This window comes from Collinsella sp. OM06-18AC (assembly GCF_003438785.1).
Classification (GTDB): domain Bacteria; phylum Actinomycetota; class Coriobacteriia; order Coriobacteriales; family Coriobacteriaceae; genus Collinsella.
In genome coordinates this window covers 15,117-40,794 of the sequence record NZ_QSTX01000007.1, presented here as the reverse complement: position 1 = coordinate 40,794, position 25,678 = coordinate 15,117, and the positions used below count along the sequence as shown (strand labels likewise).

20 protein-coding genes and 1 riboswitch are annotated in these 25,678 nt (G+C 60.8%); of the genes, 7 read left to right on the top strand and 13 right to left on the bottom strand.

Translation table 11 applies throughout. From position 1 onward, the window contains the following. Positions 1-38 precede the first annotated feature (38 nt). Both DXB86_RS05730 and DXB86_RS05725 read left to right on the top strand, forming a co-directional pair. Positions 39-1,157, top strand: coding sequence for an AAA family ATPase (locus tag DXB86_RS05730; protein WP_117736484.1), 1,119 nt, complete (start codon positions 39-41; stop codon positions 1,155-1,157). A gap of 10 nt (positions 1,158-1,167) precedes the next feature. Next, on the top strand, positions 1,168-3,663 hold the full coding sequence (locus DXB86_RS05725) for an excinuclease ABC subunit UvrA (RefSeq protein WP_233504163.1): 2,496 nt from the start codon (positions 1,168-1,170) through the stop codon (positions 3,661-3,663). A gap of 29 nt (positions 3,664-3,692) precedes the next feature. On the opposite strand, the gene DXB86_RS05720 is transcribed toward DXB86_RS05725, so the two are convergent. The 6 genes from DXB86_RS05720 to DXB86_RS05695 all read right to left on the bottom strand — a co-directional run bounded on the left by DXB86_RS05720 (position 3,693) and on the right by DXB86_RS05695 (position 11,068). Further along, on the bottom strand, positions 3,693-4,292 hold the full coding sequence (locus DXB86_RS05720) for a tRNA (cytidine(34)-2'-O)-methyltransferase (protein ID WP_117736482.1): 600 nt from the start codon (positions 4,290-4,292) through the stop codon (positions 3,693-3,695). A 95-nt stretch (positions 4,293-4,387) separates the two neighbouring features. After that, positions 4,388-5,518, bottom strand: a complete 1,131-nt coding sequence (locus DXB86_RS05715; RefSeq protein WP_055252195.1) for a GTP-binding protein — start codon at positions 5,516-5,518, stop codon at positions 4,388-4,390. An 86-nt stretch (positions 5,519-5,604) separates the two neighbouring features. Then, positions 5,605-5,946: an arsenate reductase family protein gene (locus DXB86_RS05710; protein WP_117736481.1), complete on the bottom strand. Its 342-nt coding sequence runs from the start codon at positions 5,944-5,946 to the stop codon at positions 5,605-5,607. Between the two features lie 12 nt (positions 5,947-5,958). After that, entirely contained in the window at positions 5,959-6,582 is a 624-nt protein-coding gene (locus tag DXB86_RS05705) for a flavodoxin family protein (protein WP_117736480.1), read from the bottom strand. 111 nt (positions 6,583-6,693) lie between these two features. Next, positions 6,694-8,226 carry a diguanylate cyclase domain-containing protein gene (locus DXB86_RS05700; protein ID WP_117736479.1) on the bottom strand — a complete coding sequence of 511 codons (1,533 nt, stop codon included), beginning with the start codon at positions 8,224-8,226 and terminating at the stop codon, positions 6,694-6,696. A 124-nt stretch (positions 8,227-8,350) separates the two neighbouring features. Further along, positions 8,351-11,068: an EAL domain-containing protein gene (locus DXB86_RS05695; RefSeq protein WP_117736478.1), complete on the bottom strand. Its 2,718-nt coding sequence runs from the start codon at positions 11,066-11,068 to the stop codon at positions 8,351-8,353. A 319-nt stretch (positions 11,069-11,387) separates the two neighbouring features. Here DXB86_RS05695 and DXB86_RS05690 point away from each other — a divergent pair, with 319 nt between their 5' ends. After that, positions 11,388-12,257, top strand: a complete 870-nt coding sequence (locus DXB86_RS05690) for a patatin family protein (RefSeq protein ID WP_117736477.1) — start codon at positions 11,388-11,390, stop codon at positions 12,255-12,257. A gap of 223 nt (positions 12,258-12,480) precedes the next feature. Here DXB86_RS05690 and DXB86_RS05685 read toward each other — a convergent pair whose 3' ends face one another. From DXB86_RS05685 to thiM, 3 genes are read right to left on the bottom strand one after another with little or no spacing between them, the layout of a single operon-like run. Then, complete coding sequence (locus DXB86_RS05685; RefSeq protein ID WP_117736476.1) at positions 12,481-13,176, bottom strand: thiamine phosphate synthase; 696 nt, start codon at positions 13,174-13,176, stop codon at positions 12,481-12,483. Further along, positions 13,173-13,514, bottom strand: a complete 342-nt coding sequence (locus tag DXB86_RS05680; RefSeq protein ID WP_225093307.1) for a thiamine-binding protein — start codon at positions 13,512-13,514, stop codon at positions 13,173-13,175. Before DXB86_RS05680 ends, DXB86_RS05685 begins: the two co-directional genes overlap by 4 nt. 3 nt (positions 13,515-13,517) lie before the next feature. Then, positions 13,518-14,357: a hydroxyethylthiazole kinase gene (gene thiM, locus DXB86_RS05675; RefSeq protein ID WP_117736475.1), complete on the bottom strand. Its 840-nt coding sequence runs from the start codon at positions 14,355-14,357 to the stop codon at positions 13,518-13,520. Between the two features lie 51 nt (positions 14,358-14,408). Further along, a riboswitch (TPP riboswitch) is annotated at positions 14,409-14,519 on the bottom strand. A gap of 163 nt (positions 14,520-14,682) precedes the next feature. Here thiM and DXB86_RS05670 point away from each other — a divergent pair. From DXB86_RS05670 to DXB86_RS05655, 4 genes are all read left to right on the top strand, one after another. After that, entirely contained in the window at positions 14,683-15,591 is a 909-nt protein-coding gene (locus tag DXB86_RS05670) for an HAD-IIB family hydrolase (protein ID WP_117736474.1), read from the top strand. Between the two features lie 10 nt (positions 15,592-15,601). Continuing rightward, a complete protein-coding gene (locus tag DXB86_RS05665; protein WP_117736473.1) occupies positions 15,602-16,498 on the top strand; it encodes a LysR family transcriptional regulator in 897 nt (298 codons plus the stop codon). A gap of 155 nt (positions 16,499-16,653) precedes the next feature. Further along, positions 16,654-17,787: a 5-methyltetrahydropteroyltriglutamate--homocysteine S-methyltransferase gene (locus DXB86_RS05660; RefSeq protein WP_233504162.1), complete on the top strand. Its 1,134-nt coding sequence runs from the start codon at positions 16,654-16,656 to the stop codon at positions 17,785-17,787. 122 nt (positions 17,788-17,909) lie between these two features. Beyond that, a complete protein-coding gene (locus tag DXB86_RS05655; RefSeq protein WP_117736471.1) occupies positions 17,910-19,244 on the top strand; it encodes a uracil-xanthine permease family protein in 1,335 nt (444 codons plus the stop codon). Positions 19,245-19,305: 61 nt separating this feature from the next. Here DXB86_RS05655 and DXB86_RS05650 read toward each other — a convergent pair whose 3' ends face one another. The 4 genes from DXB86_RS05650 to DXB86_RS05635 form a co-directional block, all read right to left on the bottom strand. After that, entirely contained in the window at positions 19,306-19,971 is a 666-nt protein-coding gene (locus DXB86_RS05650; RefSeq protein ID WP_117736470.1) for an alpha/beta hydrolase, read from the bottom strand. Between the two features lie 207 nt (positions 19,972-20,178). Further along, positions 20,179-21,933: a hypothetical protein gene (locus tag DXB86_RS05645; protein WP_158555291.1), complete on the bottom strand. Its 1,755-nt coding sequence runs from the start codon at positions 21,931-21,933 to the stop codon at positions 20,179-20,181. Between the two features lie 271 nt (positions 21,934-22,204). After that, the gene (locus DXB86_RS05640) at positions 22,205-23,977 is read right to left on the bottom strand and encodes a carbohydrate-binding domain-containing protein (RefSeq protein WP_158555290.1); all 1,773 of its coding nucleotides are present in this window, start codon (positions 23,975-23,977) and stop codon (positions 22,205-22,207) included. A gap of 207 nt (positions 23,978-24,184) precedes the next feature. After that, positions 24,185-25,498 (bottom strand): NCS2 family permease, encoded by a 1,314-nt coding sequence (locus DXB86_RS05635; protein WP_089573357.1) that lies wholly within the window; start codon positions 25,496-25,498, stop codon positions 24,185-24,187. Between the last annotated feature and the right edge of the window lie 180 nt (positions 25,499-25,678).

The following is a 25,678-nucleotide window of genomic DNA, read 5'->3' as shown; positions in this document are numbered from 1 at the left end:
TAACTGTTACCAGGGTTTGCCAATCCGAGGAGGCCGATATGAATCCAAATCCCTTTAAGCCCACAGCTGGTAAGCGGCCTCCGATACTCATCGGTCGCGAGTCGGTCATCGAAGATTTTGAGGAAGGGCTCGACAACGGCGCCGGAGCGCCGGGCAGGCTCATGCTCATTACGGGAAACCGCGGCTATGGCAAAACGGTTCTCCTGCGGGAGCTGCAACGTCTAGCCAGCGAGCGCGGATGGGCGGTTGTCTCCGATTCCGCTTCGCTTGGTTTGTGCGACCGCTTGGCCGACGCGCTTCGCTCGAATAAACCCGTTGTGACGTCAATGGAGTTTGGGCCGTCGTTTGGCCGGATGTCGGTCGAGGCGGCGCGGGCAAAAGGCGAGACATTGCGAGGGCTGGTCAACGAGCGTCTCAAGAAGCTCGGTCCGGGCAAGGGCGTCTTGTTTGCGATTGACGAGGCACAATCGGTGTCTATCGAGGAACTGGCGGCTCTTGCCGTCCTCTATCAGCAGGTGCTCGGAGACCAGGATGCCACGGGCTTGCCCGATAGCGACCAGCGCGGTCTTGCGCTGGCGTTCGCCGGCTTGCCCAGTATGGTTGACGATCTGCTCGAAGAGCCGAGCGTGACGTTTTTGCGGCGTGCCCAGCAGCGTACGTTGGGGGCAATATCTTTGCCCAAAGTGCGCGATTCGTATATCCAGACGGTCAAAGACGCTGGTCTTTACGTTGACGCGGAGACGGCGGACCTTGCGGCGCGCAAGAGCATGGGGCATCCCTATATGGTTCAGCTGGTGGGCTATTACATGTGGCGGTCTGCTGTCCGGCGTGGCTCGCAGGTCATCGAAAGGCGCGATGTCGAGAATGGCCATGCGGATGCCGTCTCCGAGTTCTACGAAGCGGTTGACGCACCTCTGTATTACGGTCTGCGCAGCCCTCAGCGCCTCTTTATCGAGGCTATGGCGGTTGACGAGGACAAGCCGACGCGCACGGCGGATATCATTGAGCGCTGCGACCGTACCCAGAGCTGGGCGAGTAAATATCGCGCAAGCCTGATTCGCGAGCGCGTCATCGAGGCCGCCGGATACGGCCTTGTGCGGTTTACCGTGCCCATGCTGGGCGAGTATATCCGCGACCGCGTTTTATGGCATGAGTAGGGTGATAAAGGTGACGGAACAGAAGATGAGCCCGCAGGCTATCGAGGTGCGCGGTGCACGTGTCCACAATCTCAAGGACATCGATATCGATATTCCGCTGGGGAGGCTCGTGGGCATTGCCGGCGTGTCGGGCTCGGGCAAGAGCTCGCTGGCGCTGGGAGTTCTTTATGCCGAGGGCTCGCGCCGTTACCTGGAGGCGCTCAGCACCTATACTCGACGTCGCCTGACGCAGGCCGAGCACGCCCAGGTGGACGAGGTATTGCACGTACCGGCGGCACTCGCGTTGCATCAGCGTCCCAGTGTGCCAGGCGTGCGCTCGACCTTTGGTACCATGACCGAGCTCAACAACAGTCTGCGTTTGCTCTTTAGCCGCTGTGCCCATCACGTGTGCCCACATTGCGGGGCGCGTGTGGAGCCGAGCCTTAACGTGGCTGCGGGCCTGTCGCTCACGTGCCCCGCATGCGGCCGCGAGTTCTACGCGCCGAGTGCCGAGGACCTTGCCTTTAACAGCGGCGGTGCGTGCCCTACCTGCGGCGGCACCGGTGTCATGCGCGAGGTGGACGAAGCGAGCCTGGTGCCCGACGAGTCAAAGACCATCAACGAAGGCGCGGTGCTTCCCTGGGGTACGCTCATGTGGGATCTGATGAAGCAGGTAGCCGGCGAGATGGGCGTGCGCACCGACGTGCCGTTTAACCAGCTCACGCCCGCCGAGCGCGACATTGTGTTCCACGGTCCGGCGGTTAAGAAGCACATTCTCTACGTTCCCAAAAAAGGCGAGGGCGCCACGCCGCTCGACTTCACCTATTACAATGCCGTCTATACGGTCGAGAATGCGCTCGCCAAGGTTAAGGACGATAAGGGACTTAAGCGCGTGGCTCGCTTTTTGCGCGAGGGCCCGTGCCGTGACTGCGGCGGCACGCGTCTCTCCGAGGCTGCGCGCCAGCCCCAGGTGCGTGGTATCAATCTGGCGCAGGCCGCGGCCATGACGCTGGGTGAGGCGATTGAGTGGGCGCGCGGGGTGCCCGCATCCTTGCCGGCCGAGATGCAGCCCATGGCGACGGATATCTGCGATTCGTTTTTGAGCGCGGCTCGTCGCCTGGTCGACCTGGGGCTCGATTACCTCTCGCTCGACCGCGCCGGTGCTACGCTCTCCACGGGTGAGCGCCAGCGCGTGCAGCTTGCCCGCGTGGTGCGCAACCGCTCGACGGGCGTGCTGTATGTGCTCGACGAGCCCTCGATCGGCTTGCATCCTGCCAATGTTGACGGCTTGGTAGGCGTAATGCGCGATCTGGTGGATGACGGCAACACCGTGGTCGTTGTCGACCACGACACGCGCGTATTGGCGGAAGCCGATTATCTGGTCGAGATGGGCCCCGTTGCCGGAGCGGGCGGCGGTAATGTGATCGCCGCCGGTACGGTGGATGAGGTCGAGCAATCGCAGGACAGCCGCATCGCCCCGTTTTTGCGCTCGGAGCCCAAGCGCTTGCGGCCGCAGGTGGCTGACGACGAAATGTTCGACCAGGGCCATATCCGCATGGCGACCGATGCCATCCATACCGTCAAACCGCTCGAAGTCGATATACCGCGCGGTCGTCTCGTCGCGGTGACGGGCGTTTCGGGTTCGGGTAAGACGACGTTGGTGCTCGAGACGCTCATCCCGGCGCTCAAGGCTCAGGCAACTGGCGAGCGCCTGCCAAGCCATGTGCGCTGGATCGATGCCGAGGGCATCGCACGCGCCAACCTGATTGACGCTACGCCCATCGGCGCCAACGTGCGCTCGACGGTGGCGACTTATGCCGACATCCATGACGAGCTGCGTCGCGCCTTCGCCCGTACGCCCGAGGCCAAGGCAGCTGGCTACAAGGCGGGCGCATTTAGCTACAACACCGGCGCCTTGCGCTGCCCTACGTGCGATGGCACGGGTTCGATATCGCTCGACGTGCAATTTTTGCCCGATGTCGAGATCGTCTGCCCGTCATGTCGCGGCTCACGCTATGCAGACGCGGCCTCGCATATCCATCGCGAGGGCAAGGACGGGAGCCTGCTTACGTTGCCGCAGCTCATGGACATAAGTGTGGACGAGGCCCTCGACGCTACGGTGGGGCTCAAGAAAGTTCAGGCGCGCTTACAGACCCTGCACGACCTGGGCTTGGGTTATCTCACGCTCGGCGAGCCCACGCCGGCGCTTTCGGGCGGCGAGGCGCAGCGCCTTAAGCTCGCGAGCGAGATGGGCCGCGTGCAGGATGATGCCGTATTCGTGTTCGACGAACCCACAATTGGCCTGCACCCGCTCGATGTTCAGGTGCTGCTGAGTGTGTTCGACGGCCTCGTTGCCAAGGGCGCCACAGTCGTCGTAATCGAGCACGACCTCGACCTTATCCGTAACGCCGATTACGCAATCGATATGGGCCCAGGTGGTGGCGACGCAGGCGGGCAAATCGTCTGCGTCGGCACGCCGGGCGACATCGTGGCATGCCCCGCAAGCATCACCGGCCGCTACCTATAACCGAATGTGACAAAGGGACCGTCCCTTTGTCACATTCCCAGAAAGCCTGTTTGGCGCAGAGCCTCGTAGAGGACGATGGCGGCGCTGTTGGAGAGGTTGAGTGCGCTGATGCGGTAGTCGTCCGGATTGACGAAGTTGCCGCAGATATCCTGTCGAAGGATGGCTTCGTGGCTGTCCTCGGTATGCCCGAGCGACTCCTCGTGGGCCTCCCAGGCGTCGGCGTTTTCGAGCGAGTCGCAATCGCGCAACATGGGGATGCGCTCGCAGCGCTCGGGCGCCGCGGCAAGCAGTGGCTCGGGAATCCCCGAGCTCTCGCTGCCAAAGACCAAAAAGTCACCGTCGCGGTAGGTACTTTGCGCATAGGTGCGGCGCGCCTTTTTGGTCAGCAGATGCAGGCGTTCGTCGGCGGGGGAGAGGCCGTTGCGCGCAAGGAAATCCTCCCAGCCGGCATAGGTCGTCACGTCCAAATTTTGCCAGTAGCCCAGGCCGGCGCGACGCACCGTCTTGTCGTCGAGCGAAAACCCCAGCGGCTCCACCAGATGCAGGCGGGCGCCGGTAACCACGCAGGTGCGGCCGATATTGCCCGTATTGGCCGGAATCTCGGGCGCATACAGCACAATGTTGAACATGAATCTCCTTGGCTCAGAACGAAAAACCACCACGAAGGGCACCTTCGTGGTGGTTTGGCGGTTACGTAGGCGGAAAAATGCCCGCTTGGATAAATCTAGGCGCGGTGCCAGTCGGTCAGGCAGGCATCGAGGGAGGCGATGAGCGCATCCTTGTCCATGTGACGGCCGATGATGCACAGGCTCGTCATGCGGTCGCCCGTCTCGTCGTCCCAAATCTGCATGATCTCGGGGTTCTCGTCGATGATCTTCTGCTTCTCGCCCTCGGGCGCGGAGTCAACGAACAGACCGTTCTCCATCAGGCGCATTTGGTGGCCGGCCTGCTCGAACATGTAGCACATGTCCGGATCGCCGGTCTGCCACAGCGGACCCTTGACGCGGATGACCTCGTCGGGCCACTCCTGCTCAACAAAATCGGTGAACTTCTGCAGGTCAAACGGCTTGCGGCGCGAGTACACAAAGGTCTCGATGTCGTACTCGAGCACCTCGGGGTCGTCGTGCTCCTCGGGATGCTCCATGGCCTCGATCCAGGCGGCGGAGTTGTAGGCGCGCATAAAGTCGAAGCGGTCGGTGTCGAGCAGCTCCTCCATGGGGACCTCGCCGTTTTGGGCCTCGACAATCACGGCGTCCTTCTGCAGGCTGCGCACGATAGCCTTGAGCTCGGCGATCTGCTCAGGGCTCACGGTATCGGTCTTGTTGAGGATCAGCGTGGAGCAGAACTCGATCTGCTGGATGAGCAGGCTCTCGATGTCGTCCTCGTCGATATCCTCGGCCAGCAGGTCGCGACCGCCGTTGAACTCGTCGTACATGCGGGCGCAATCGACCACGGCCACGATGTTGTCGAGTGCAAGCTTGGGCTGGCCGCCCACCTTGGCCTCGTCGCAGAAGCTTGAGATGGTGTAGGCGATGGGGATAGGCTCGCAGATACCCGAGGCCTCGATGATGATGTAGTCGAACTTGCCCGAATCGGCGATGCCCTGCAGCTGGTTGGCAAGGTCGTCCGAAAGCGTGCAGCAGATGCAGCCGTTGGTGAGCGGGATGAGGTCGTCGGTCTCGGAAAGGCCGCCGTCGGCGATGAGGCTGGCGTCGACGTTGATCTCGCCGATATCGTTGACGATCACGGCGGCGCGGATGCCGCCGTCGTTAGCGAGGATGTGGTTGAGCAGTGTGGTCTTGCCGGCACCGAGGTATCCGGTAAGCATGATGATCTTCACGGGTTTGTTGGGCATGTGCCCTCCTTTGTTAGACATGGCTTACAGTTGAATCTTATGCCAAACGCCTGCTCTTATACCCACGCGCCGGCAAATAACACAGGCTACTCCCAGGCTCCCCATACATCGGGGCAATAACCGACGGTGGCCTTTTTGCCGTTGCGCACGATGGGCTCGGCTAGAACCTGCTGGTTCTCGAGCAACTTGTCGAAGCGCTGGCTAGGGGTGAGGTGCTGGATGAGCGCGAGCGTCTCCTCGTCCTTGGCCTTGGGGTTGAGCAGCTTGTCGATGCCGCCGACCGCCTGCATCACGCTCGTGAGCTCGCCTTTGCTCATCTCCTTTTCCTTCAGGTCGATAAATTGCACCTTAATGCGGCGCTCCTTAAAATAGCGCTGTGCTTTCTTGGTGTCGAAGGACTTCTTAGTCCCGAAGATTTGAGTATTCATGGCCCCGCCGTTCTAACGAATGAAGTTGGTGCGCTCGCGATCGGCTTCGGGGGCTTCGATGCCGGCGGCCTGGCCTGCTTCGATACAATGCAGAAGCCAGGCCATGTTTTTGCCGATGTTTCGCATGGTGGCAAGGCCTTCGGCGTCCTGGGTGGCCTCGCCCGGCATGGCGCCAAAGACGTTGTTCCAGTATGTGGAGGCCACCACGGGCATCTGGTTGATGGTGAAGTACTTGTTGAGCACGTCGAAGGTGGTCGACGTGCCGCCGCGGCGGGCAACGGCCACAGCGGCACCCGGCTTGTGCGCAAAGGCCTTGCTGCCTGCATAGAATGCGCGGTCGAGTGCCGAGAGGATGCGTCCGCTGGGGTGCGCGTAGTAGACGGGGGAGCCAAAGACAAAGCCGTCTGCCTGCTCGGCGGCGGCAATCAGCTCGTTGACCACATCGTCGTCAAAGGTGCAGCGGCAATCGAGCTTTCCGCACTGGCCGCAACCGATGCAATCGCGGATGGGCTTGGCGCCCAGTTGAAACGTCTCGGTATCGATGCCCTCGGCCCTAAGTTGCTCGGCGACCTCGGCGAGTGCGCGGGCGGTGTTGCCGTTTGCCTTGGGGCTGCCATTGACCAAAAGAACCTTCATCACAAACTCCCTCTGCTGTCGGTGACTTCTGCGGAGGATTATCGCACGAGAGGGCAGATGGCGCGGGGCGCGATGCGAAACGGCTTGTGTTTCACATCGCGCCCTACGTCGCTAGTCCAGCTTGGTGCCCGGTATCTGCGGCGCTTCTTTAAGCAACGCATTGAGCTCGTTCAGAATGGAAACGGGCTGTCGGTCGACGGTGTCCAGATGAAGCGTGGCCACGCGAAGGGGCGGCTGATATTCAAATGAGCCCAAGAGCACGGGCGATCCCAAGAACCGTTCGATTTCGTCTGCAACCGCGTCGGTCTCTTCGGGATCAAGCTCGTCAAAGAGCGCCACGAACATCGGTCCGGTCGAGCGGAACAGACGACCCTTGCCGCGCGAGCAATCCATGAGGCAGGCGGCGCTTTCTGCCAAAACGCGGTCGCCTGCATCAAAGCCAAAGCGGGCATTGACCTGTGCGATTTCGTCGATTTTAATGGCGATCAAGCCCGCGTTTCGTGCCACGCGACGCATCTCGCCAATGGCGTTGACCAGGGCGTGGATATCGCCCAGGCCGGTCACGGAATCGGTCGTATCTGCCAAGCTTCGGTTGGTGACAATGCCCACATACATGTTGGGCTCGGTATCGGTGCCGTCCAGGCGGTAACCTGTGCAGTCGCAAAGCGCGTATTTTCCGGCGGTATTCATGACGCGATACTGCATGCAGTGGAAGTGCCACGTGCCGTTTACCACCATATCGAGCTCGGCACGTACGTTGTCGCGGTCCTCGGGGTGAACACGGGCAAGCCATATATCGAGCGAGTTGTAGGGATGCTGGGAGGGTAGGTCAAAATCGCGCACGGCATTAACCGACCATTGCGATTCGCCGGTGTCGAGGTTAATGATGAACGGATAGCGTGTCTCGGAGCTCATGGAGATCGCTTGGAACACTCGGTCGTTGCAGGGGGGGGGTTGTTCGGTGATCGGGCGTTGCAGCGCATCGCCTTCTTCCGGTTGTTGCACACGGTACATGAGCTTGTAGCGATACATTTTGCGGTCGGCGTCCTTTGTCATCTGGCGACGCGTATCGCCTGCAAGTGGGTCGACACGCGAGCAGCCAAAGCTAAAGCTGGCGATCATGGGCGCCTTGCCGTCCGATGTTGCCTCGATAAGATTGGCACGCGTCCGCTCCAGGCGCTGCTCGAGCTCGGCTTCGTCTGTCGTGGGGGATATAAGTACAAATTCGTCTCCACCGATACGGAACAGCAGCTCATCGTGCTCCATTGTCTCGGTGAGTGCGCGGCAGATGCTCAGAATGTAGCGATTGCCCTCGGCGTGGCCAAACTTATCGTTGCAATGCTTAAGACGGTCGATATCGATATAGGCGCAGGTGAAGGGGGTGCCTTTGCGCCAGAGCTGATCGACATGGCGGTCGAGTCCGCCACGGTTGCCAAGATTGGTGAGCGAGTCGATATAGGCGCCGTGCTCAAGCAGCTCGCGTTCTTGTTGCAGGATGGCGAGCGTTTTCTGCAGTTGCTCACCAATGGCACGCAACTCCGGGGGCAGCGCGGCAACATCGAGCTCGGTGGTTGAGGCCCCGTTCGCAAGTCGCTGAAGATGAGCGATGATTGATTGCTCGCCCAGGCGATACGACTCGTTCATGATGGATGACCTCCTTGGATGGAACAATGGTTTGTATCTTACTCCCAATTCGGTTTAGATTGGGGTATTAGTTAGCTCATGGGAACAAACGCTCCCTCGACGGTGGCGTTTGCGCACGAGCGCATTAGTTGCTGTCGCCACCATCGAGCAGTGCCTCAAAATCCTCCGCCTGCATGGGACGGTAGTAGAGGAAGCCCTGAGCGTAGCGGGCGCCCATTTGGCGTAGCATGTTTGCCTGCTCATTTGTCTCGATGCCTTCGACCACAACGGGCAGATGGAGCGACTGCGCCATCTCGAGCATTGATGAAATGATTTGCACGCTGCGGCCTTGATCGCCGTCGACGGGCACAAACGTGCGGTCGAGCTTGATGACGTCGACGTTGACGTTCTTGAGCATCGCGAGCGTGGACTGGCCGGTGCCAAAATCGTCCATGTAGGTCGAGAAGCCGCGGTTGTGCAGGTCGGCCGTCAGCTTATCCACAGCTTCGGACTCTCCCGTATAAGCCGTCTCGGTGATCTCGATGCGCATGAGCTCGGGCGGCAGATTGTATTGGTCGGCGAGTGCCCCCATATGCTCGGCAACGTCGCAGGCAAGGATATCCACGCGCGACACGTTGAGCGAGATCGGAACCACGCGAAGCCCTCGATCGATGCGCCCGCGCAGCCACGAGGCAACGCCCTGCCAAACGTATTTGTCGAGCGTCACCACAAAACCGCTTTCCTCGAGAGCGGGGATAAAGGTGACGGGTGAAATGAGGGAGCCATCCTTGTCAATCCAGCGCGTGAGCGCTTCGGCGCCAGTGATCTCGCCGGTTTCCATGTCGACCTGGGGCTGCAGGTAGTAGGTAATGCGGCCGTTTGAGAGCGCATACTGGAATTCGGTCAGCGTGCGGTGGAACGAGATTTCGCGCTCGTACTCCTCGGGGCGGAAAATGGCAATGCGCTCCTTAAAGTCGTTTTTTGCACGCCGATTGGTAAACATGGCCTTGGCCTGCGCATCGATAGTGATTTCCTCGTTGGAGTCGATGAGGTAGACGCCCATGGACGGCCAGAAACCCACGCCGTCATCATGCTTGGCCACGGCCTCGCGAACGCTGTTATAGATTTGATGGACGGTGTCGTGCTCAAAGGGGATGAGTATGCAAAAGTCGTCTTGGCCCCAGTACCCTGCGACGCCCATGGCGGCATTCTCGATGTCCTTGAGAACCGTGCCCACATCGGCGAGTACGCGGTCGCCCTCGGCCTGTCCGTGCCATTCGTTGAACAGTCGCATGTGCCCCATATCGACGGTGGCGATACACCAGGCGCCGTTGCGCCTTGTCTCGAGAAATTCGTTGGCGCGGCGCATAAACTCGCTGGGTCGATAGAGACCCGTGAGCGGATCGATGCGTTCGGCGATGGCGCTTTTGCGCTCCACCTCGGGTATGGGGAGGCTGTCGTTGGGAACAAGCCCGCCGGCCGTGCGAATGCGACGGTCGAGTTCGCCTAAAACGGCGGCCGTTTGATTGGTCAGGTGCTCGTAAAAGGCCGGAACGACAAGACAGACGGGGGTAATAGTGTCGCCCGCGATTCGAACGGGAGCGAAAACGGCCTCTTTGAGATGTTGGATCAGTTGCTCGAATGCTTCGTGATCCAAATTGTTGCTAAGCACGACGAACTGGGCGTTGCGTGAACGGAAGACGCGACTCCTGCCGCGAGTAATCGACAGCATGCGGCCTGCGTATTCGGCGAGCATGTTGTCGACGGCCTCGGCCCCGTAGAGCTCGTTGAGCTTTGCCGTGCCGCGAACGCGCACTGCTATAAGCCCCGTCTCGCAACGGTCGCGACGGCAGGCATCGATAGCGTTGATCAGCGTGCGCTGCGTTCCGAGACCCGTGGCGGCGTCGACGGTCTCGGCAAGCGAGTGGTTGACGAGCTCGCCGACATAGAGCGAGGGGACATTTCCGTCGCCGTCGATACGAAACCCGCGAGCACGGCCGAGGATGTAATCGCCGGCGGCATTGCGCACGCGGTACTGCATGACGTGACGATGTTTGGAGCCGTCATAGATTTGGTCGATGTCGTTGGTATAGGCCTCAAGGTCATCGGGATGGACACGCGTTTTCCAATAATCGTGACAGTTGTCTATATGCTCCGAAGGAAGACCAAGATCGCGCAAGGCGCCTTGTGACCAAAGGGTTCGATGTTTGTCTAAGTTCTCGATAAAGAAATAGCGGCCTTCGTTGAGCATCGAAAGGGCGTCGAAAACTCGATCGCTTATTTCGAAGTCGTCGGTGTGGGCTTGTGCGATATTGCGTCGATCAAGGTGCACGGCATGACGTAGCTTGTAGTCGTACATGCGATGGTCGGCATCGTTCGTCAAGCGATTGGGGGCTTCGCCCAGGGCGGGGTCGGCGTGTGCCACTCCGTAGCTAAACGAGTGAGGCATCTCGGCATCGTTGTTTTTGAGCAGGACCGTTCGGCAGCGTTCCAGACGTTCGGCGAGGTCGTCCTCGGTTGCAATCGTAGACAGGATGGCAAACTCGTCGCCTCCCAGACGAAACGCCGCTTCGTCCACCTCCATATACAGCTTGAGATAGAGGCTTACCTGCAAAATATAGCGGTTGCCCTCGTCATGGCCAAAGACGTCGTTGCAGTGCTTGAGATTGTCGATATCGATGTACGCCATGGTAACGGGGGTGTCCTGCTCCCAGAGCTCCTCGAGGGAACGGGCAAAGCCGCCGCGGTTGCCAAGCCCGGTAAGCTGGTCGGTAAAGGCGGTCCTGACCAGATCCTCCTGACGCTTGAGAAGGTCGCGGACGGTCTTTTCGAGCGTTTCAGTGTAATTGCTGGGGGTATCCATGCTGTAGGCGGCTTTCTGGGGTCGGGGCGGATTGCGTCGGGCGAGCTCGTTGTGCACACGCGTTGTTGCTCAACGCCTCGCGTGTTTCCAAGCCCCCGCCTTGCTGCGTCGTTGGGTTTATTTGTCGGCTGACGTTCGTTGCTGATAACTACTGAGTAGTATAAACAAGTGTATGGAATTATGTAGGGGTGCCCATGTTGCGGGCGGCCATTATTCGCCAAACGGTAACGCGACGATGTTCGATGAAAATGCGACTGAGGCGATATATGTTGACGGGTATACTTGTTTCGTTTTAAAACGCAGGAACGGAGATGGTCGCATGGCACAGCCAGATACGACGCGCACGGTGGGGCTCGCGCTCGAGGGAGGCGGCTACCGCGGTATGTATACGGCGGGCGTGCTCGACGTATGGATGGAGCACGGCTTGACCTGCGACCATATGGTGGGCGTCTCGGCGGGCGCGGCGTTTGGCTACAACTTTAAATCGCGCCAGATCGGCCGTGCCATTCGCTACAACAAGGCCTATTGCGCCGACAAGCGCTATGCGAGCGTGACGAGCTGGCTGCGAACCGGCGACATGTTCAATGCCGAGTTTGCCTATCACGAGGTTCCCATCGAGCGCGATCCCATCGACCTGGAGGCTTATCGTGCCTGCCCCATGCGGTTTACCTGCGTGTGCACCGATCTTAAGACGGGGCGGGCCGTCTACCATGACCTGCCTTACGGTGATGAGCATGATATCGAGTGGATCCGGGCGTCGTCGGCGATTCCCGTGGCAACACGACCCGTTGCCATTGAGGGGCACAAGTACCTGGATGGCGGCGTTGCCGATTCCATTCCCAGCGCATGGCTGTTTGCGCAGGGCTATGACCGCAACGTGGTGGTGCTGACGCAGCCGGCGGGCTTTGTAAAGCAGCCCAATAGCGTGATGCCTATGCTGCGTCGCGTGTATCGTCACTATCCGGAGTTTGTTGCGGCGCTTGAGCACCGGCACGAGGTATATAACGCCACGCTCGACGACCTGGCGCGTCGCGAGGCCGCTGGCGAGATCTTTGTGGTGCGGCCGAGCGAATCGGTGAAGGTGCCGTCGCTGTGCCGCGAGCCCGAGGAACTCGAACGCATCTATCAGATCGGCCGTCGCGATGCGGAGGCGACGCTGCCAGCGCTGGAAGCGTATCTGGCGGGGTAAGGGCTGCTACGGAAAGCGCATCCCGGAATATGCGCTCAGACTGGGATGCGGTTTCCGCGAGGGGGCGGTCGCGGAAACCGCATCCCAAAATTTGCGCTTGGAATGGGATGCGTTTTCCGCTGGCCCTCTATATGGAAAGCGCATCCCAGAATGGACGTCCAAACTGGGATGCGCTTTCCGCTGTTGAAGATATAGGGCTGCGGAGCAGCTGCTCGGCATGAGTCTATGCCTGCTGCCAGGTATCGACGAGCTCCTTGGCTGCGGCGTAGGGGTCGTCGGCACTGCAGACGGCGCTCACCACAAAGAAGCCGTCGACGCCGGTAGTCTTGAGCTGCGGCAGATCGGCCGTTTTGACGCCGCCGCCCACCACGATGGGCACGGGGCTTGCTGCATGGAGGGCAGCCAGGTCCTCAAAGCTCTTGGTGATGATGGAGCCGTCGGCCGCACGTCCGCAGTCGCGCTTGGTTTCGGTCTCGTGGAGCGGGCCTACGCCCAGGTAATCGACCAGGCTCATGTCGGCGGTCTTGACGTACTCGAGCATCTCCTCGCAGCGGGCGGAAAGGCCCACGATGGCATCGGGACCCAGCAGCTTGCGGCAGACCTCGACGGGGATATCGCTCTGGCCCACGTGCACGCCGTCGACGGCGATGCCCTGCTCGCGTGCGGCAAGTACGCAGTCAAGGCGGTCGTCGATCAGCAGCGCGACCTGCCCGGTTTTGCCGGCCTGGGCGATGGCCTGCGCGGCATCGCCCGTCAGTGCGATGATCTCGCGGGCGCTTGCCACCTTGGAACGCACTTGGATGCAGGTAAAGCCGGCGTCGAGCGCCTGAGCCACCACATCGCCCACGGGTCGCCCGAGGGTGTTTTCGGGGCCGAGTACCAGATAGGCAGAGATATCAAGGTTGTCGCGGATGCTCATCGTGCTTCCTCCTGCTTTTTGATCTGAGCTTCCATGCGCTCGAGTTTGCCGGTCATGGTATCGGTAAAACCGGGGCGAATATCGGCTTTGAGCACGACTTCGGTACGGATACCTTTGCTCGCCAACACAAAGGTTGCGTCGCGCACGACCTGCATGACCTCGTCCCAGTCGCCCTCGATCTCGGTGAACATCGAGGTGGTGCGGTTAGGAAGGCCACTCTCGCGAATGACGCGCACGACCTCGGCGACCTCGGCGGATAGCTCGTCACCGGTGCCGCACGGGGCGATGGCCACGGCGACCAGGGTGTTCATGCCGGCATTGGTTGCGGGCTCGGACATGCCTTATGCCTCCTCGAGCTCGAGTTGGTTGTCGGCAATGTCCCGGGCGGTTGCGCGGTAGAGCTCGTCGATAAAGGCGACCTTAAAGCTTGCCGGGGCATCGGCAACGGCGGCGGCACGCGTACCGGCAACGTTGTATACGGCGGTGCCGCAGATGGCCGCCGTAAACGGGTCGGTGGCGCAGGCGTACACGGCCAACACGCCGCCCTGCGAGCAACCGCAGCCGGTGATCTTGGACATGAGCGGGCTGCCGCCGTGGGACTTGGCCACGGTCGTGCCGTCGGTAATCAGGTCGACTTCGCCCGAGACCACTACGGCGCCGCCGGTGTAGCGGGCGAGCGCCGCGGCGGCATCGCGGGCGGCGTCAACCGTATCGGTGGTGTCGACGCCGCGCACGCGGCTCAGATCGGCCGCTTCGCCCTCAAGTCCCCATAGGCCGGCGAGCGCAATGATCTCGGAGGCGTTGCCGCGCACGATGGCGGGCTTGTACTGCTTGAGTTCGCCTACCAGCTGGGTGCGCAGGCTGCCGATGCCCAGGCCCACCGGATCGAGCACCCAGGGCTTGCCGGCGTCGTGTGCCGCCTTGGCCGCGCGGGGAATCGTCTGCTCGTAGATGGGGAAGAGCGTTCCCATGTTCAGATAGATGGCGCCGCCGCCGGCAACGAGCGCCTCGCCCTCGTCGGGCAGATAGACCATGGCGGCCGAACCGCCCACGGCGAGCTGCGCGTTGGCGACAAAGTCAATCGTCACCGTGTTGGTGATGGAGCCGGCCATGGGATTGGTGGCGCGAATCTTCTCCACGGCCTTGACCACATTTTGCTTAAGCTGTTCCGAATCGATCACTGCACATGCCTCCTTGGCATAGAAAAGGGGCGCTGTGCATAGACAGCGCCCCTAAAAAGGCGGCATGCTCCCTACGCCAGCATTAACTGACAGGTTCAAAGGATTGGGCCCTATGCCCTCTCAGCCTTGTGGTTTGCACCGCCGGCACTCCCGCATCGAATCTGTTGTTCCCTATACTAGCGCACCTGCCAATAAGGGACAGGTTTATTTTGGCAGGTAACAACTGGGGCTTTGCGTTTTCCCAGATAAAACCTGCCAATATAAACCTGTCTCTTTTTGGCAGGTCGGTACAATAGACGGGATTAAGAATGACCGAGGGGGCCTTATGATTAAACTTGTGCTGACCGATATGGACGATACGCTGATTCCAGCCGGGCATGACGGCGCCAGCGACTACGCCATCGAGGGCATTCATGCCATGCAGGCGGCGGGTCTGCACTTTGGCCCGGTTTCGGGTCGCCAGCCCTCCGCGATGGGCTGGATGTTCCGCAATCGCGCCGAGTGCTTCTCGACCGGCGCGTTCTGCAACGGCCAGGTCATGTTTGTGGACGGCGAGGTGGTAGCCTCGCATGCGACCGACAACGCCGCCCTGATGCGCTTGGCTGACTACTTGGAGCAAGAGACCGACGATACGTATCTGAAGGTCTACGGCCTGGGTGATGACTTTTGGGGCAACGATGCCTATTGTGTGACGAGCGACCCCGAGCGCGTGCGCCGCGCCATGGAGTCGGGCGGCAACGCATGGCTCAAGGGCGAAGAGGCCCCGTGCCGTCCTGTCGTCGATGACGCGTCGGTGTTCAAGGCGAATATCTGGAGTGCTCGTTCGCGTGAGGAGCTCGCGGAGCTACGCGAGCGCGTTGCCGCTGAGGTGCCGGAACTCTCGCTTGTGTTTCCCAACAATCGTGTGCGCCTGTTCGACATTCTTCCAGCAGGTTGGGACAAGGGTTGCGCTGCGCTGGAGCTGGCGCGCGCTTTGGACCTGACGTCCGACGAGGTGGCCGTATTTGGCGATTCCGATAACGACCTGCCCATGATCGGTGCCGTCCCCAACTCCGTTGCAGTCGCCAATGCCAACGAGGCCGTCACGGCTGCCGCGCGCTGGCATATCGGCGCTGCGGCAGACGATGCGGTTGCCGGGGCTCTGCATCAGATTGCCGCCTGCGCCGCGACGGGGGAGATGCCGTCGTTTATGCGTCAGATGAGCACGACGGGTTTCGACGTCACGAACGTCTAGGGAGAAAGCCATGAAGCTTCAGCAGCTCAGGTATGTCGTCAAAGTTGCCGAATGCGGCAGCATCACCGAGGCCTCGCGCCGGCTCTTTGTGTCGCAGCCTTCGATTACCGCGTCGATTCGCGATCTCGAAAACGAGATGGGTGTGCACATCTTTGAGCGCACCAACAAGGGCGTCATTGTGTCCGAGGAAGGCGAGACCTTCTTAGGCTACGCGCGCCAGGTGCTCGACCAGGCGGATCTGCTCGAAGGCAAGTACAAGGGCGAGTCCGAGCAGGTGCCGCACTTTAGTGTGAGCTGCCAGCATTATTCCTTTGCCGTTAACGCGTTTGTTGACGTGATCCGCGAGTTCGATGCCGCACGTTACGACTTCACCCTGCGCGAGGAGCAGACTCACGAGATTATCGAGGACGTCGCGCATATGAAAAGCGAACTGGGCATCCTGTACTTATCCGAGCATAACCGCGAGGTTATCGAGCGCATGCTGGCGGCCAACGAGCTCGTATTCGAGGGGCTTTTCTGCGCCACGCCGCATGTCTTCGTCTGTGCCGACCATCCGCTGGCGGCCCGCTCCAGCGTGACGCTCGAGGACTTGGAAGACTACCCGTTCCTGTCCTACGAGCAGGGCAGTTACAACTCGTTTTACTATTCCGAGGAGCTGACCTCGACGTTTGAGCGTCGCAAGAATATCCGCGTGCGCGACCGTGCGACGCTGTTCAATTTGGCCATGGGCCTCAACGGCTACACGGTATGCTCGGGCGTGATCAGCCACGAGCTCAACGGCCCCGGCATTATCTCGATTCCGCTCGATGTGGATGAGTACATGGAGATCGGCATCATCACGCGCAAGAACACGACGCTTACGCGCTACGGTCAAGCCTATATCGACGCGATCCGTCAGCATATCTAGACTGCTGCGTCCTGCACAGGTCAAATCTCTTCATGGCAGTCCCAACTGATATAGGAAGCATCTATATCAAACTGTTATAAACGTATATTTTACGATGGCTATATGAGCGCTCATACTCTGTCCCAGTAAAGCAACCAATGCAAAGGGAGATATCTATGAGCACTTCAATTCAACCGAACGCGCCGTTTCGCGCTGATATCGTCGGCAGCTTTCTTCGTCCGCAGGCCGTAAAGGATGCCCGCGCTGCCTATGCGGCAGGCGCGCTTGATGCCGAGGGGCTTAAGGCCGTCGAGGATGAGGCTATTCGCGACCTGGTGGACAAGCAAAAGGCCGCTGGCCTGCAGGTGATTACCGATGGCGAGTTTCGTCGCAGTTACTGGCACCTCGACTTTATGTGGGGGCTCAACGGCATTGAACGCCGCACCTCGCGTACGGGCTATATGTTCCACGACGAGGAGACCACGGCTGACACCGCCGTGGTGACCGGCCCCATCAGCGGCGAGAACCACCCCTTCGTCGAGCACTTTAAGTTTGTCAAGGCGCTCGAGGGGGATGGCCACGTTGCACGCCAGACCATTCCGGCGCCGATCCAGACGTTCTCGGAGGTTACGCTCGACCGCTGCGATGGCCAGCAGGAGAGCCTGCGCGCTGTCTATAAGACCGATGAGGAACTTGCCGACGCAATTGCAGCCGCTTATCGCACGGTGATCGCCGACCTGTACGCAGCGGGTTGCCGCAACATCCAGTTTGATGACTGCACCTGGGGCATCTATTGCGATACCGACTTTGTGTCCAAGACTGGCATGAGCCCGGTTGACCTGCAAAAGGTGAGCGAGCTGGGCGTGGCGCTCAACAACGCCGCCATCGAGGGCAAGCCCGACGACCTCGTCATTAACACGCACGTGTGCCGCGGCAACTACCACTCTACCTATGCTTTCGAGGGCGGCTATGACCCCATCGCGCCGTACCTGTTTGCACATGAGGATGTCGACGCATTCTACCTGGAGTTCGATACGCCGCGCGCCGGCGGTTTTGAGCCGCTCAGCTACGTTGCCCCGGGCAAGAAGGTCGTGCTGGGCTTGGTGACCACCAAGGCCGCAGAGCTCGAGGACGAGGACGTTATCGTTGAGCGCATCCGCGAAGCCGCAAAGTACGTGCCGCTCGAGAACCTGTATCTGTCTCCCCAGTGCGGCTTTGCCAGCTGCGAGATTGGCAACAAGCTGACCGAGGACGAGCAGTGGGCAAAGATCGCCCTGGTCAAACGCATCGCCGAGCGCATCTGGAAGTAGTGCTGCCGTTCGCAGGGGCGTCGTGGTCGGAGCGGCATGCATCGCGTACAATGGTTCGGATCGTATCGTTCGGGCAGGTAATCCGATATGCCCGGGCGCCCTTCCATTATGAAAGGACATCCATGTCCCAATCCTCGACGCCCGCCGTCGCCGATGCCATCTACGATGCGTCGTCGCTCGGTCGCCCGCGCATGTTCCTACTCGGTCTGCAGCATCTATTCGCGATGTTCGGTGCCACGGTGCTCGTACCCGTGCTCACCGGTCTCTCGGTGTCGGCGACCCTTTTGTTTGCCGGCCTGGGCACGCTGCTCTTCCACTTCCTATCGCGCGGCAAGGTGCCAGCGTTTTTGGGATCTTCGTTTGCCTTTATCGCGGGCTATGCCGCCATCGCGCCCAACGGCGAGGCCGAGCTTTTGCCCTACGCCTGCCTAGGTGTAGCCTGTGCCGGCCTGCTCTATCCGGTGCTGGCGGCCCTGTTTCGCGCGTTTGGTGCCAAGCGCGTTATGCGCTTCTTCCCGCCGGTAGTGACTGGCCCCATCGTCATTTCCATCGGCCTGATCTTGGCAAGCTCTGCCATCGCCAACTGCCAGACCAATTGGCTTGTTGCCGTTGTCGCTGTGGCGGTGATCGTCATCTGCAACATCTGGGGCCGTGGCATGGTCAAGATCGTGCCGATTCTGCTGGGCGTTGTGGTGAGCTATGCCGTTGCGACTGCGCTCGGCGAGGTTGATTTCTCGGGCGTTGCCGCCGCTCCGTGGGTCGGTCTGCCCATCGTGTGGGACAACACCGTGTTTGCACTCTTTGGGCCGCAGTTCGATAGCGGTCTTGCCATGACGGCCATCATCACCATTATGCCGCTGGCATTTGCGACCATGATCGAGCATGTCGGTGATATCTCGGCTATCGGCTCCACCTGCGAGCGTAACTACATCGCCGATCCTGGCCTGCATCGCACGCTGCTTGGCGACGGCCTGGCGACCATTCTCGCATCGCTCTTTGGCGCTCCGGCTAACACCACCTATGGCGAGAACACCGGTGTGCTTGCCCTAACGCGTGTGTTTGACCCGCGCGTGATTCGCATTGCCGCATGTTGTGCCATTGTGCTCTCGTTCTGCCCCAAGTTCGCGGCTGTCATTGCGGCCATGCCGGCGTGTGTAATCGGCGGTGTGTCGCTCGTGCTCTATGGCATGATCAGCGCCGTGGGCGTTCGCAACCTCATCGAGAACCAGGTCGATTTCCAAAATAACCGCAACGTGCTGGTGGCCGCCCTGGTGCTCGTGCTTTCGCTCGGCATTGCGTACAGCACCGCCGGCGCCATCGTGCTGGAATTGGGCGGCGTGACGATTTCGCTTTCCGGTCTTGCCGTGGGCTCGCTGGTGGGCATTGTGCTCAACGCCATCCTGCCGGGTAACGACTTTGAGTTTGATGTCTCCGAGCTTGAGGAGGCTGCTGAGTAGCAGCTGTGTTCAGCTAAAACAAGATATGGTGCCCATGCGTATATGCGCGTGGGCACCATTTTTAATGCGTCAGTATCCAGTGGATGCCGCGGGCCATGCGCAAGTCGGTCTGGGAAAAGTGATTGCCGGGGTTGAGCTCCAGCGTCGTGGGAATACCACGTTCGCCGAGCAGCTTTTCCATTGCGCGCGTGTCGTCGAGCACATGCCGCATCATGCGGTTGGGCGTCTTGGTCTCTTTTTTGCCGAGCGACAGATAGACGGCTTGCGGGCTGCCGGCAAAAGGGGCCGTGCTGGCACGGTCGACAAAGTCGGGAAACCATAGCGACCCCGATGCGCTCGCGGCGCGGTCAAAGGCGTCGGTTTGCCAGAGGGACCAGAGTGCGAAGAGGCCCGCGAGCGAGTAACCGGCAATGCCGCGCCAGGTGGGCGGCTGAGGAAGCGACGACTCGACCTGGGGGATTATCTGATTCAGCAGCTCATCAAGAAAATCGGCAGCTTGGCCGCCGAAAGGCTCGGCATCGCGTACGGTCCCGTCGCATGCCCAGGGGCTCAGCTCGCGATTCCAATCGAGCCCGCCAATGGTGACGAGGGCGAATGGCGGACAGTCGAGCTCTCGGCAGCGTTCATAAACCTCCGTGCCGTCGCCCATGACCACGGGAAGATAGATGACTGGTGCGCTTTCGGCATGCTGTGCATGAACGGTTATCTGCTTTTGATGCGCTTCCATGACGGGCTTCTCTCGGCGTTGTGATATCGACGGCCCCCATTGTCGCACGCCGGCTCATGCAGGTTGGGCTAGACCAAAGACAATCTCGTGCATACCCTGCGGACACATATGGAAAACGCCACCGCCGGAGGGGAGCTCGGCGGTGGCGTTGTTAAACGGTGCTGGGGCTCGGGGCCTTCGCGGGAGCTGCCATGTGCGCAGAGGCGTCTAAGAGCGCTTACGGCTCGCCATGGTGCCTGCGGCGATAGCGGCTGTTCCCGCAAGGACGGTTGCCACGATGGCCGCACCCGAGGTGTCGCCGGTTGCCGCGAGCACGCCGGTAGTCTTGGCTTTCGTGGTTGAAGCCGCAACGGCCTTGGTCGGCTTTGAGCCCTCAGGCTTGGGGTTTTGCTTGGTCTCGTCGGGCTTGGGGTCTTCCGGCTTGGCTACCTCGGGAGGTGCGATGGTCGTGCTTTTGGCGACTGCTTTGATATAGAGGGAGTCGACCGTGGCGTCGCCCGTGCCGATGGCTTGGCCTGCCTCGTAGATGCCGTCACGGAGCTTGTGATAGTCAATGACCTTGCCGCCTTCGGGCGTCTGGATGGCGGCGTTCTCAATCTTGATGGTGCCGATTGTCTTGCCGTCAGCGCTCATGGCACGGGCAAAGATTGCCGCTGTATATCCTTCGGCCGTTACCTTGCTGCGGGTGATCGAGATGACTGCGGGTGTGACGCCCTCGCTGGTCTGGGCGATGATGCCGATGTTCTCGCCTTGGGGTTCGCGCCTCGTCTCGCCATCTTGGTTTTCGCTGTAGGGGATGGGGCCGTCGCCGTTCTCGACATAGCGGGCTATGGCCTTGACAACGGAGTCGCTGATGTAGATGTGGCCACCCTTCTCGTTGGGTCGATCGTTTCTGGTGGAGAATGCAGCCGAAACCTCGCCTTCCGCAGACGCGTCCACGGTGGAGCCGTTCTTGACGACGATGTCGTCCTGGTAGGTGAAGAGGGCGATGGCGCCACCGTATCTGCCTTTACCTGCACGGACCGTCACGTTTGCATGATCGAGGGTGATGCCCTTGTGGGCATAGACGCCATATTCAACACCGTTTACGTTGAGGGAGGCGTTTGTGGCCGCGAGGCTGCCCTTGGCCTCGACGGCAGCGTCTTTCTCGGAGCTTGCCTTGACCTGGCTGCCGTCCGAGATGTTGATATTGCCGCCGCTCCAAAGGGCCTCACCATCAGCTGAGCTTGCCTCGACCGTCCCGCCACCCTTGATGGTGAGGTTCTTGTCGGTTCCAATACCCTTGTCCTCGGTAGCCCTGGCGGTGACGGCTCCGCTGTCGTCAATCGTGATATTGCCGTTTGCCCTGATGCCATCCGATGCACCCGTGGCGTTGACGTTGCCCGAACCTTTGATAGCGAGATCACCCCCGGCATTGATGGCATCAAACCCAGTGCTCGTGGCGTTGACGGATCCGGCTCCGTCGATGTTGATATTACCCGTGGAGAGGATAGCGTCCTCAGTAGATGTCACGCTGAGCGTGCTGCCCGCGTCGCCTTGGATATTGAGCTCGGCATTCTCGTTAGTGCCATGAGAAACGTTGATGCTTTCGATCCATTCGGCAGTGACGATGTTGGTTCCTGAGTAATTCACGTTGAGCTTGCCTGCGGCCTGGATCTCGCCGCCGTTATAGTTGTTGAGCTTCAAGTCGTCGGCGCCGTCCCACGACCAGGTACCGGCTTCGTCGCTCGCCGCGGTGTTGTACTTGTTGCCGCCGACCTTGACCCATTCCGCTGCGAGCGAGACGCTCGGCATGAGCAGCGAGCTCACCGTGAGCGCGCATACGGCTCCCACGACGATGCGGCGCGTCACGCGGCGCCAGCTGCCGTGCGCGAGTCTTATGCGACGGCGAACGTCGGGTTCGGCAACATGGGTTCCGGCGGTAGTGTCATTGCGTTTGGGGGTCGTGAACAAGGCTGCCATGGTTGCTCCCGTTCTCATAGGGCCTATACGACTAGATTCAGCGTATCTGCTGGATGTTGCCGGCGGTAGTGCCGTTTGGAGGGCAAAATGGCCAAAATGGGGGAGAAATAGGCCGCACGCCGGCGCAGGGATCGGCGCTAAAAGAAAAGCGCGGGGCCGCATGGCGACTCCGCGCTTTATTGTTCAGCTTTTGCAGCCTTGCCCTCACGCTACGAAGAAGTAGACGAGGAAGGCAAGGGCCGTGATCCACCCGTCCTGTGCGAAAAAGTGTTTACGAGCGTTTGCGACTCGCCAGGGCGCCTGTGACGATAGCGGCCGTTCCTACAAGGGCGGTCGCTATGATGGCCGCGCTCGAGGTGTCGCCGGTTGCGGCGAGGATGCCGGTGGTTTTGGCTCCCGCGGTTGCAGCCGCAACGGTCTTGGTCGTCTTCGTGCCCTCGGACTTGGAACCCTCGGGCTTGGTCTCGCCTGGCTTCTCCTCGGGTTTGATCTCCTCGGGAGGCACGATGACCGTGCTCTTGGCGACAGCTGCATCGTAGGGGGAGTCAATCGTGGCATCGCCCGTGCCGATGGTCTGCCCCGCCTCGTAGACGATGCCGTCGCTGAGCTCTTCCTTGTTGCGATAGTCAATGACTTTGCCGCCTGCAGGCGTCTGGATGATGGCGTCCTTGATTTCGATGGTGCCGATCGCCTTGCCGTCCGCGCTCATGGCAAGGGCGAAGATAGCCGCCGTGTCTCCCTCGGCCGTGACCTTGCTGCGGACGATCGAGATGGTCGCGGGCGTGATGCCCTTCTCGGTCTGCGCGAAGATGCCGATGTTCAGGCCCTCGGACTCAGGGATGATTTCGTCGTTTTGGTCTCCACTGTAGTGGTCGGGGCCGTCGCCGCCGGTCTCGGCATAGCGGGCTATGGCCTTGACAACGGAGTCGCTGATGTAGATATGGCCACCCGCTTCGTCGGAGTAGAAATTACTGGTGGAGATTGCAACCGAGAACCTGCCTTCTGCGAGCGCATCCACAGTCGAGCCGTTCTTGATGACGATGTCGTCCTCATCGGTGAAGAGTGCGCTGGCTTCCCCGCCATCTGAGCTTGCGCGGACCGTCACGGTCGCGCCATCGAGCGTGATGCCCTTGTAGACATAGATGCCATACCCAACGCCACTTGCGTTGAGGGAAGCGTTCGTGACCGTGAGGCTGTTTTTACCGTCGATGGCGGCGTCTTCCTCGGAGCTTGCCTTGACCTGGCTGCCACCCGAGATCTCGATGTTGCCGTCGGCCCAAATCGCATTGTCTTTGATAGAGCTTGCCTCTACCTTGCCGCCGCCCTTTATGATGAGGTTCTCGTTAGCATCGATACTCTGATCGTCGGTGGCCTTGGCGGTGACGGTTCCGCTGTTGTCGATCGTGATGTTGCCGTCGGCCCTGACGCCATCAGAATCGCCCGTGGCGTTAACGTTTCCCGAGCCCTTGATGGTGACATCGCCCCCGGCATCGATGGCATCGTGCTCGGTGCTCGTGGCGTTGACAGTGCCAGCGCCGTCGATGTTGATGTTGCCGACGGAAGTGATGGCGTCACGAGAAGAGGTCACGTTGAGCGTGCTGGACGCGTCGCCCTGAATATTAAGCTCGGCGTTCTCGTTCGCGCCATCCTTAACCTTGATGCCGCGGCCGTTGTCGTTAGTGACGGTGTTGTTGCCCTCGTAGCTCACGTTGAGCTTGCCCGCTGCCTCGATCGCGCCGCCGTTATAGCCGTTGAGCTTCATGTCGTCGGCACCGTCCCATGACCAGGTGCCGGCGGCGTCGCCCGCCGCAGTGCCGGCGTTGTACTGGGCGCCGCCGACGTTGACCCACTCCGCCGCGAGCGAGACGCTCGGCATGAGCAGCGAGCTTACCGTAAGCGCGCATACGGCGCCTACAACGATGCGGCGCGTCACGCGGCGCCAGCTGCCGTGTGCGAGCAACGTGCGACGGCGCACGTCGGGCTCGATAAAATGGGCTCCAGAGGTTTTGTCATTGCGCTTGGGGGTCGTGAACAAGGCGGCCATGGTTACTCCCATCCTCATAGGGCCTATGCGATTACGCCCAGCATATCTGCAGGATGTAGCCGGCGGTAGTGCCGTTTGGAGGGCAAAATGTCCAAAACTTGGGAAGCAATACATCGCGCATCCGTGCGTTGCCTGGGCTTAAAAGAAAAGCGCGGAGCCGCTCGATGCGACTCCGCGCTTTGGTGTTCTGCTTTGGCAGCTTTGCCGTTACGCTACGAAGAAGTAGACGAGGAAGGCAAGGGCTGCGATCCACATGAGCGGCTTGATCTTGGAGGCCTCGCCCTTAAAGAGCGCGACGATCACGTAGGCGATAAAGCCCAGGCCAATGCCGGCGGAGATGGAGTAGGTGAAGGGCACGCCGGCGACAATCATGAACGCCGGGAAGCCCTGCGACACGTCGGACCAGTCGATCTCGGAGGCCTCGCTCATCATGAGGTAGCCGACGTAGACCAGAGCACCGCAGGTGGCGGCACTGGAAACGATGGTGACGATGGGGGAGAAGAACGCGGCGAGAATGAACAGCACGCCGGTGGTGACGGAGGTGAGGCCCGTGCGACCACCGTCGGCAGCGCCAGAGGTGGACTCGACGAAGGTAGTGATGGAGGAGACGCCCATAAAGCCACCGGCAGCAGCGGCCACGGAGTCGACGACCAGGATGGGACGGATGTCCTCGACATTGCCGTCCTCGGTCAAGAACTCGCCCTGCTTGGCGACGGCCATCGCGGTGCCCATGGTGTCGAAGAAGTCGCTCATGAGCAGCGAGAAGGCAACGACGAGCAGCATCGGGTCGGTCAGGACCTTCACGATGGCAAGGTTGCCGTCGGCAGTGCTGGCAAACGGGGCGCCGAAGGTCGAGAAGTCGAGCGGTGCGATGAGGCCCTCGGGCGCATGGGTGACGCCCAGCGGGATTCCGGCGATAACGGCGACGATGATGCCGATGAGCAGCGAGCCCGGCACGTTGCGGGAAGCTAGGGCAACCGTCACGACGATGGAGATGATGCCGACGATAAAGGTGGGGGAGGCGATGTCGCCCAGGCCGACGAGCGTACCGGCGCCAGCGGTGATGATGCCGGCGTCGCACAGGCCGATCATGGCGATAAACAGGCCCAGACCCACCGAGATGGCGTGGCGCAGGACCACGGGGATGGCGTCCATGATGGCCTCGCGCAGGCCGCAAAGGACGAGCAGCAAGATGACGACGCCCTCGAGGAAGATAACGCTCATGGCCACGTGCCAGTCGCCGCCGCACATGGTGGTGGCGATGCCCGCAATCATGGCGTTGATGCCCAGACCCGACGCACAGGCGAGCGGGCGGTTGGCGAAGATGCCCATGCAGATGGTCATGATGCCGGCGCCCAGGCAGGTGGCGCAGGCGAGCGCTCCCGCATCGATGCCAGCGCCCGAGAGCACTGCGGGGTTGACGGCGATGATGTAGGCCATCGCCAGGAATGTTGTCAGTCCAGCGCGAAGTTCGGTCCCGATTGTGGACTTGCGCTCACTGACGTGAAAAAGTTCGTCCATGCATACCCTTTCCTTGTTCGGCCCCGAGTTTAGGCCGATTGACACGAACTCACTTACTATATCGTCTTTACAACCTTGCTGTTCCTCGCATGTTGATGTTCGGCGCTTTGTAACAGACGGACGGTATTTATCGCATGAAAATGTGTGGGTACCGTATACTTAAGCGGTTACAACGACCCC